Source organism: Pumilibacter intestinalis, from assembly GCF_943193005.1.
Lineage (GTDB): Bacteria > Bacillota > Clostridia > Christensenellales > Pumilibacteraceae > Pumilibacter > Pumilibacter intestinalis.
In genome coordinates this window covers 1-8,705 of sequence record NZ_CALPCH010000034.1, presented here as the reverse complement: position 1 = coordinate 8,705, position 8,705 = coordinate 1, and the positions used below count along the sequence as shown (strand labels likewise).

Annotated in this window: 7 protein-coding genes and 3 tRNA genes; 4 read left to right on the top strand and 6 right to left on the bottom strand. The window is 45.9% G+C overall.

The features are described 5' to 3' along the window. Nucleotides 1-31: 31 nt before the first annotated feature. Together NFR55_RS10270 and NFR55_RS10265 are read right to left on the bottom strand one after the other, a co-directional pair. A tRNA-Lys gene (locus NFR55_RS10270) sits at nucleotides 32-107 on the bottom strand. A gap of 8 nt (nucleotides 108-115) precedes the next feature. Continuing rightward, nucleotides 116-190 (bottom strand) — tRNA-Gly (locus NFR55_RS10265). A gap of 125 nt (nucleotides 191-315) precedes the next feature. Here NFR55_RS10265 and NFR55_RS10260 point away from each other — a divergent pair. Then, a complete protein-coding gene (locus NFR55_RS10260; protein ID WP_251548760.1) occupies nucleotides 316-777 on the top strand; it encodes a DNA-deoxyinosine glycosylase in 462 nt (153 codons plus the stop codon). Here NFR55_RS10260 and NFR55_RS10255 read toward each other — a convergent pair. Beyond that, nucleotides 758-1,960: an MFS transporter gene (locus NFR55_RS10255; RefSeq protein WP_251548758.1), complete on the bottom strand. Its 1,203-nt coding sequence runs from the start codon at nucleotides 1,958-1,960 to the stop codon at nucleotides 758-760. The genes NFR55_RS10260 and NFR55_RS10255 overlap by 20 nt on opposite strands. Nucleotides 1,961-2,074: 114 nt before the next feature. On the opposite strand from NFR55_RS10255, the gene NFR55_RS10250 reads away from it, so the two are divergent. The 3 genes from NFR55_RS10250 (at nucleotide 2,075) to NFR55_RS10240 (ending at nucleotide 4,699) form a co-directional block, all read left to right on the top strand. Then, nucleotides 2,075-2,779 (top strand): ABC transporter ATP-binding protein, encoded by a 705-nt coding sequence (locus tag NFR55_RS10250; RefSeq protein WP_275556926.1) that lies wholly within the window; start codon nucleotides 2,075-2,077, stop codon nucleotides 2,777-2,779. Between the two features lies 1 nt (nucleotide 2,780). Next, nucleotides 2,781-4,568 (top strand): ABC transporter permease, encoded by a 1,788-nt coding sequence (locus NFR55_RS10245; protein ID WP_251548754.1) that lies wholly within the window; start codon nucleotides 2,781-2,783, stop codon nucleotides 4,566-4,568. A gap of 55 nt (nucleotides 4,569-4,623) precedes the next feature. Continuing rightward, nucleotides 4,624-4,699: transfer RNA gene (locus NFR55_RS10240), tRNA-Ala, on the top strand. 340 nt (nucleotides 4,700-5,039) lie between these two features. Here NFR55_RS10240 and NFR55_RS10235 read toward each other — a convergent pair. The 3 genes from NFR55_RS10235 to NFR55_RS10225 form a co-directional block, all read right to left on the bottom strand. Then, nucleotides 5,040-6,551 (bottom strand): recombinase family protein, encoded by a 1,512-nt coding sequence (locus NFR55_RS10235; RefSeq protein ID WP_251548752.1) that lies wholly within the window; start codon nucleotides 6,549-6,551, stop codon nucleotides 5,040-5,042. A 189-nt stretch (nucleotides 6,552-6,740) separates the two neighbouring features. After that, nucleotides 6,741-7,625 carry a rolling circle replication-associated protein gene (locus NFR55_RS10230; protein ID WP_251548750.1) on the bottom strand — a complete coding sequence of 295 codons (885 nt, stop codon included), beginning with the start codon at nucleotides 7,623-7,625 and terminating at the stop codon, nucleotides 6,741-6,743. Nucleotides 7,626-7,916: 291 nt separating this feature from the next. Beyond that, a complete protein-coding gene (locus NFR55_RS10225) occupies nucleotides 7,917-8,054 on the bottom strand; it encodes a hypothetical protein (protein WP_251548748.1) in 138 nt (45 codons plus the stop codon). Nucleotides 8,055-8,705 lie beyond the last annotated feature (651 nt).

The window sequence follows — 8,705 nt, the reverse complement described above, 5'->3', positions numbered from 1 at the left end:
CAAAGAAAAAAGCGGTCGAAATTGACCGCCTTGGTGCGCCATCAGAGGCTCGAACTCTGGACACCCTGATTAAGAGTCAGGTGCTCTACCAACTGAGCTAATGGCACTCGTATTTTGGAGCGGAAGACGAGATTCGAACTCGCGACATTTGCCTTGGCAAGGCAACGCTCTACCACTGAGCCACTTCCGCGCAATTGCTTATAAAGTATATAACAACTTTGAGAAGATGTCAAATATTTTCAACGATATTTTCAATATTCTCTCCCATATTTTTTATCGTTTGACTACAAGCGGGCAAAATGTTATAATGTGCGCATGATAGAAGGTTTCGCCCCGTTCGTTAATCCCGACAGCCGAGTGCTCATACTCGGCAGTTTTCCAAGCGTTAAATCGCGCGAGGAAGGTTTTTACTACGGCAACAAGCAAAATCGTTTTTGGAGCGTTTTGGCTCAAAGTTTCGCTTCGCCCGCGCCCCGCTCCGTAAACGAAAAAAAGGAGCTATTGCGGCGCAACAAAGTCGCGCTTTGGGACGTGGTTACATCGTGCGATATAGTGGGTTCTATGGATAAGGATATCAAAAATCCCGTTATAGCGGATATCAAATCGCTTGCGGCAAACTACCCCATTGCCAAAATAATAACCAACGGCGGCACGGCGTACAAACTTTTTGCAAAACATTTCCCCGAGCTTACGGGCATGTGCGTAGCCCTCCCGTCCACAAGCCCCGCAAACGCCCGCTTAGACAAAAGCGTTTGGATTAGCGAATTACGGCGTTAGCCGTTTTCTTCACCACAACCTCGTGCATTACAGCCATAACGCACAGCCAAATCCCTAAAAACACGGGAAACAGCCACGCGCCTATATTGTTTGCCAAAAAGCCGAACAACGGCGGCATGGTGCAAGTTCCTATATACGCGCTCGCCATCTGCACGCCTATCACAGCCTGCGACTTGTCCGCGCCGAACAGCTCGGGAGTCATGTGTATTATGCTCGGATATACGGGCGCGCAACCGAGTCCCAAAAGCACAAGCCCTATTATGACGCACACGTTCCCGAACGGCAGAAACAGCGTCACAACGCCCGCGAGTATAACGCACTCGCCAACCCTTATGAGAGTTTTGTCGCTAAATTTGAGCGTCAAAAATCCGTTTACCGCCCTGCCTACCGTAATGCCTATCAAAAACAGCCCCGCAAGAGTGGCGGCGGTGTCGGCGGATATTCCGTTATTGAGCACCATGTAACTGCTCGACCACAAAATTGCCGTGCTCTCGAGCGCACAGTAGCAGAAAAAAGTTATAAAGCATGGCACCGCGCCGCGAATACGCACTATCTCTTTGGGCGTAAGCGGCTTTTTCTTTTCCGCCGGCTCGGAGCCTTTTTCGCCCGTTTCCCCGCCGCTCTCCGACGGTTTCGCTCCCCTTTTCCACAGCGGTAACGAGCAAAATACCGCCGCGGTAAGCGCAATCTGAATTATCGAAATAACGAGATAGCCCCGACTCCAGCCGTAGCCGCCCGACAGCGCGTATCCCATAATGTACGGTCCTATCGCCGCTCCCACGCCCCACATGCAGTGAAGCCAACTCATGTGCCTGCTCTTAAGATGCAAAGCCACGTAATTGTTAAGAGCCGCGTCCACTCCGCCCGCGCCGAGTCCGTACGGCACGGCAAACACTGCGAGCATCCAAAATGCGTTGCTTACCGAAAAACCGAACAGTGCGCCCGCGGTCATGGCAACGCTAATGCCCGTAACCGTGCCCGTACCCAGCTTTTTGGTGAGCAAGTCGCTGAGCAGGCTTGACACAACCGTGCCAGCCGCTATAACCACCGAAATTATGCCGGCATAGGAAACGGGCACGCCCAAACCGCCGTACATAGACGGCCAAGCCGCGCCGAGCAAAGAGTCGGGCAACCCCAAACTTATGAAGCAAATATATATAATGGCTATCAATAAACCGAACACGTTGTAAGTATATCACTCCGTTTTCGGTTATGCAATTGTTTGCGAGCAAATTCCAAAAGAGAAATTAAATTCACTAAAACAGTTGCCTTTTTGGCGCTTATCGTGTATTATATAATTATGGGATTTTTAAGTTTGGAAAACGTAAGCAAAGAGTACAAAACGGGCGCGGGCAGTTTCCTCGCGCTTTCGGACGTAAACTTCGAACTTAACGAAGGCGAATTCGTAATAATCTTAGGTCCGAGCGGCGCGGGTAAAACCACTCTTTTGAACCTGCTCGGCGGCATGGACGACGCGAGCGGCGGACTAATTAAGCTCGACGGTCAGGTTGTTTCGTCGTTGAACAAAAAACAGCTCACGCAGTACAGGCGCGAAAAAATAGGTTTCGTTTTTCAGTTTTACAATCTGATGCCCAACCTCACCGCGCTTGAAAACGTGGAACTCGCAACCGAGATATGCCCCGACGCGCTCAATCCCGAGCAAACGCTCGAAAACGTGGGCTTGGGCGACAAATTCAAGAACTTCCCCGCTCAGCTTTCGGGCGGAGAACAGCAACGGGTAAGCATTGCGCGAGCCATTGCCAAAAACCCCAAACTTTTGCTGTGCGACGAACCCACGGGCGCGCTCGACTACAAAACGGGCAAACTGATACTCCGACTGCTATACGATATATCCAAAAAGAACAACAAACTCGTAATAGTGGTAACGCACAATCAGGCTCTCAAAGAAATGGCGGACAAAGTAATATCCATAAAGAACGGGCGGATAGAAAAGACCGAAATCAACGATAATCCCAAGCCCATAGAGGAGATTGAATGGTAAAATGAAAGCATACGGAAAAACCGCCGTACGTCTTTTCAAAAAGCATCTCGTGCGGCTCGTTACCATAATAGCCATAGTACTGGTTAGCATAGGCGTAATGTCGGGCATAGGCGAACTCGAAAACCGTCTTAAAATCGCCGTAAGCGACTACTACGAGCAACAAAACATTTCCGACTTATACGTTAAGTCCAAAAAGCTCGCGGGATTTAGTCCCAAAGAGTTAGCATATTTCAACGAGAAATTCGGCGAAGAAAACGTATTGCAAAGTTTTAGTTTCGAAACCGAATTCGACAATAAAATAACTCGGTTCTACTCTTTCGACGCCTCGACAACCTTAAACGCATTGCAACTGCTCGAAGGCGAACTTCCCTCCGCGGCGAACGAGATTTTGGCGGAAAGAGCATGCGACGCCTACGACGGAAAAGACATAGGCGACAAAATCACATTAAAGGTAGCGGGAATGCCGCCCAAAGAGTACACCGTTTGCGGAATTACGCTCAATCCCCTGCTCACCGACAACATAGAAGAAACAAGCTACTTAAATCCCGAAAAATTTGTTTCGGACGTTTTTTACATACATAAATCGGAGTTTGCGCCCATAGTAAACGACGTTTACATTCGCGTTGCGAACAAACATATTTTCAACGCATTCTCCAAAGATTACGAGCGAAAAATCAACGGACTCAAAGCCGAAATAACAAACGCTCTCGGCGAAGAAAGCGCGAGCGTGTTGAGCCTGTTCGAAAACCGCGGTTTATACGCAATGGTGTCTTACGCGGAAAAAGTAGGGCTTATAGGAATAGTGTTCGTAATATTCTTTTTGCTCGTAACTATGCTCGTTGTGTATTCCAACATGTCGCGCCTGTTCGACGAAGAACGCGGACAAATCGCATGTCTTAAAACTCTCGGTTATTCGGATTTTGCCGTGATAGGCAAATACCTCTTGTTCGTGCTGTTCGGCACCGTTCTCGGCGGCACGGGCGCGTTGCCCATAGGGTTGGGGCTCACCTCACTGCTGTACACGGCTTTCAACATGCAGTACGCAATGCCGCCCTTCCCCGGCATAACGGGCTTATGGTACTACGTTACAACCTTCGGCATAATCATAGTTTCCATGCTTCTTCTCACCTATTTCACGGGCATGAAAACGGCGCGCAACAAGCCCGTAACCTTGCTCGCGCACAAAACGCCGAAATCGGGCAAAAAGGTGATACTCGAACACATTCCCATAATCTGGAACAGATTGAGTTTTAAGTACAAATCCACCCTGCGCAACGTCTTGCTGTTTAAGAGCAGATTTTTAATGACGGTAATATCCATAATAGGCTCTACCGTGCTTGTGCTCGCAGGACTCGGACTGATAGACTGCTCCTTAAAACTATCGGGCACTGCGGCGATATTCGGAATAGCAGCCGCGTTAGTCGCGTTCTCGGCGGTGCTGTGCGGACTCGTGATATACAATCTAACCAACATAAACGTAAGCGAGCGCAACCGCGAAATAGCAACTCTCATGGTGCTCGGCTATTCGGACAGCGAGGTAAGTTGGTACATATTCCGCGAAATACACATTATGAGCTTTATAGGCGCAGTTTTAGGCGTTCCCATAGGGCTTGCCTTTCTCACCTTTGTGTTTCACCTAATCAATTTCGGCTCTATCGGCGAAATAAACTGGTGGACTTGGATACTCGCCCCTGCCGTAACCATGCTTTTCAGCGTACTATCCACCCTTTTACTCCGCCGCAAAATAGTTAAAACCGATATGAATTCTTCGCTCAAAATCCTCGAATAAACCTCTAAATCGTTTGACAAACGCCCGCCCTCATGATACAATATAACACGTGCTTGGGGTTATGGCGCAGTTGGTAGCGCGTTTGAATGGCATTCAAAAGGTCAGGGGTTCGAATCCCCTTAGCTCCACCACCTAAAACCTAAAACGAACCACAAAATAAGGTTCGGGTTAGGTTTTTTCTTTTGTCCTTTTTCGTTTCGCATAGTGCCGTGTAACGCCGTTATATAGCCGCTGTAACGATTTTCGGGTGTTCGGCGGTAATCTATCAATCGCGCACAAACGGCGGTTTATGCCGCGAAAGCCGCTTGACGTGAGAAAGGGGCGTGTTAGGCTGGAACGCCAAAGGCAAACCAAAACCCGACAGATTTTCAATCGGTCGGGTTGCGCGTTTCGCCCTTATTTGCCTATACACACGCCCCTGCGAGGCTCACGTCAAGCGGAACGTGGAATAAATAGCCGTTTGGTTATCGGCTAAATATATATTTCAACTTCAAATTCGAGTTTCGTTATATTCGCTCTATGCGGCACTTTGTAGGCAAATTTAACCGTTTTCGAGCATAAAGAAAAGCCCCGACGGCTTTCATCGCTATCGGGACTTACTTTAATCGGGGCATTGAATTGTATTTCAATTCTATCGTCGTAAAGCGTTATTTGCTTTACAAGGTAGTTTATGAGTAGTTTCGGCTCTAACGCTAACGCTTGCGTGTAAAACTCTTTTATTTGGTCTTTATCGAGCATTACGGCGGTTTTGCTCTTTTCAATGGCAATTTGCTTTTCAAGTTCGCTTTGACGGTTTTCGAGTTCGCGCATACGTTTCATAACCGTGTTAGTCGTACCGCCGTTTTCTATCGCAGTCATAATGTTTTGTATAGCGTTCTCGGTAGTACGCTGTTCTTTGAGTAGCAAGTTCAAAACTATATTCGCTTGCGCTTGGCGTTCTTGCTCTTGCATTAAGCCGTTGACGATAAAATCAAGGTTATTCGCTTTTTGTATTTGCTCTATTACGCTTTCAAGCACAATATTTTCGAGTATGTCTTTGCGTATTGCTTGCTTATGGCAATCGTTCAATTTTTGTTTACGCCCACGGCATTTGTAATAGTATTTTATTTCGCCTTGCCGTGATGTGCCGTTATCGCCTACAATAGATTTACCGCAATAGCCGCATTTTATTTTGTCTTTAAGCAAATACGTTATTTTGTCGCTACGCTTTCCGTACTTATTGCAATTTACTTTCTTGCGGATTATATCGAAAGTTTCTTGCGGTACGATTTGGGGGTATATATTATCAAATACTTCACCGTTAAAGTGATATATACCCGAATAGCGTTCGTTCTTTAAGATTTTATATACCGTGTTTCTAACGAAAGGCTTTCCGTTGTATAAAATACCCTTTGCGGTTAGGTTGGCGATTATGTCTTTTACATATACGCCTATGGAATACTGCTCGTAAATGTAGCGGACTATCTCGGCTTCTTCGGGTATTATAACGGCTTTCTTGTTCTCGTTCTTGTAGCCGTAAGGTATTTTACCGCCCGTCAAATTACCTTTACGGCGGCTTTCGTTATTGCCGCGCCGTATCTTTTGCGAAAGTTCGGCTGAATAGTATTCCGCATAGCCTTCGAGCATACTTTCAAAGATAATGCCTTCGGGCGTGTCGGGTACAAACTCGGTAGCCGATACGACTTTAACGCCGTTGTCTTTCAGCGTTTTCTTGTGCATAGCCGTTTCGTATTTGTTACGGCTAAACCTATCGAATTTGTAAACAAGTACTATATTGAAAGTCCGCTTTGCGCTGTCTTTAATCATACGCTGAAAATCGGGGCGGTTGTCGTTCGTACCCGTCATAGCACGGTCTATGTAGGTGTTGAGTATGAGTATATCTCGGCTCTTGGCGTACTCCGTACATACGCGCAACTGTCCGTCAATACTTTGCTCGGTTTGGCTATCTGACGAATAGCGACAATAGATTACTGCTGTTTGCATTTGAGAAATCTCCTTTTAGATTGGATTTTTTATTTACCTTTCGGCAGAGCGAAAATAAACGGCAACGCAAAAGTCATAACGCATAAAATGCTTTCCGTTCTTTTTTGCAAGGGCTACGCAAGTAGTGCATTTTACCCTTGCGAAAAAGTGCGTTGTCGTTTACGCTCCACCGGACGAAAGGTAAATAATTTAATTGGCTGTGGGCATTTGCGCTAATACTTCGGGCGTGGCTTTGCCCCTAACTACGCCGTCTTTGTCTATGCAAGTGAAATCGTCGAATAAAATCACTTTCTTATCGTCTATTCCCGTCGGACAAATAATATCTTCGTCGAGAATACTGCCCTTGATATAAGTCGGCAATTTACCGCCGAATACAAGTTTTTCGCCGCTCTTTTCTATGTATTTGAGTAGATAGCGAACGGAACGCTCTATATCTCGGCTGCATATCTCTTTGAAATCATTTCGCCCAAACCTTTCGAGAAAATGCGTATTTTGGTATGTCGTTTGCTTGCGGTGTTTTTTCGTGTCATAGTCCGTTATGGTTTCTAATTTGCCTATCATAGCGTTTTCGGGTATATGGAATATGCCGTGAAAATGCAATCGCTGTTTGTCTGGACTGCGTTCCCATACGCCTATATATTTCCACCCCTTACGGCTTACAAGGTGTTTCAACGTATTGCGTAAAGTTTCTTTGAAAGTGGTTTCGTCGTGCTTTTTACTATCGAAAGTGAAAGTTACAAAATAATTCCAACTTTGCAAGCGGACTTTGCGCCATAACCGTGTACGGCGTTTCGCCGCATTGATTTTCTTGCGTTCTATGTTTTGCTCGGTATATTCCTTTGTTTGCTCGGCGTTTTCAAATTCGCTTTGCAATTTCTCGGCAATATACTTTTTACGCTCGCGCTTGGGTAGGCTTTGGCTTTCTTTATACGCCGTTTCAAACGCTTGCTTTTTGGTGTCTTGGGTAGTAGATTTCGGCGGTTGTTTCTTATGCTTTCCACTCGTAAAGTTTTCGGGCGGTATGGCTATAAAATGACTGCCGTCGTTGTAAATTTTTGCGTCTTTTATTGGCATTGTGGTGTTCTCCTTGTGATTTAGATTTTTTGGGAAAAAGAAAAAACGGGCAAAATACAAAACAATACACTTGTTCCGTACTTTGCCCGTTTCGTGCGGCGCGTTCCTTTTTTATTCGGAAATCTTTTACGCTCGCTTATTTGGCTGTACAATCATACAATACGCCTATTCGTTAAGCCGATATATTCAATTTTCGTGGGACGGCGTAGCACGTTGCGCCCCTAACCATACATACATTCATTTTTTGAGTGGTCGTAACACGTTGCAACTCTGACCGTTAGATACAATACGTTAATTTTCTTTCTTTTCTTTTGCTAATTCCAAAACTCTTGCGTACAGCGTTTCAAAGAATAGCCGCCGTTCGCTTTCCGTCAAAGCCGATAAATTCGGCTCGCCTATGGCAATAACTTCGAGTTCGGTTTTCAGCATTTTTCGCACCTCCTTGTTTTAGATTTTATAGGGTTGTCTATGGCAAAAATAAAATACCCCTCACTTAATAGCCACGGGAAAGGTCAAAAGTTGACGGTCTAAATAAAAATTTCACAAAACTTTTACATTTGACCGCTTTTTTAGGCTGTTTTCAATACCCCTACACTATATAGCCGCGAAAACGGCAAAAGTCCACGGGGTTTTGTAAAAATAGTTTGAAAAATTTTTAGTCCACACTTTTAAGGCTTGAAAATAGCGTTTTATCACGGTATGCGGAAAAAGTTTTTTGCCCGTTGCTTATTAAGCGTAAACGATTATACCACAGAGCAAAAAATAATGCGGTGGCATTGATAGGCAGTTTGCGGTGCAAAAAGTGTTAAAAAGTAATAACACAGCGCATACAGTAGCGGCAAGGTTACGGAACGTAAACGGCACAAAAAAGGACGGTGCGAATAACACCGCCGAAAGGAAAACACACCGTAATGAAAAAGCATAGGTTTAAGGCAACGGGGCAAAAGAAAAAAATCGGGGTTTCGCGGAAAGCCTGCGCGCGAACCCCGATTTTTCGTTGCCGTCCTTGCTTTTTCGTTGCGTTGTGTCGGTTTGTGGCGGGTGCTTGACGGCGAGCGTAGCGAGCCGCTTGTTTTATCA

Excerpts from the sequence above, each read along its gene's own strand:
- NFR55_RS10260 (WP_251548760.1), top strand. The coding sequence starts at position 316 with ATGATAGAAGGTTTCGCCCCGTTCGTTAATCCCGACAGCCGAGTGCTC.
- NFR55_RS10245 (WP_251548754.1), top strand. The coding sequence starts at position 2,781 with ATGAAAGCATACGGAAAAACCGCCGTACGTCTTTTCAAAAAGCATCTC.
- NFR55_RS10235 (WP_251548752.1), bottom strand. The coding sequence starts at position 6,551 with ATGCAAACAGCAGTAATCTATTGTCGCTATTCGTCAGATAGCCAAACC.
- NFR55_RS10230 (WP_251548750.1), bottom strand. The coding sequence starts at position 7,625 with ATGCCAATAAAAGACGCAAAAATTTACAACGACGGCAGTCATTTTATA.
- NFR55_RS10225 (WP_251548748.1), bottom strand. The coding sequence starts at position 8,054 with ATGCTGAAAACCGAACTCGAAGTTATTGCCATAGGCGAGCCGAATTTA.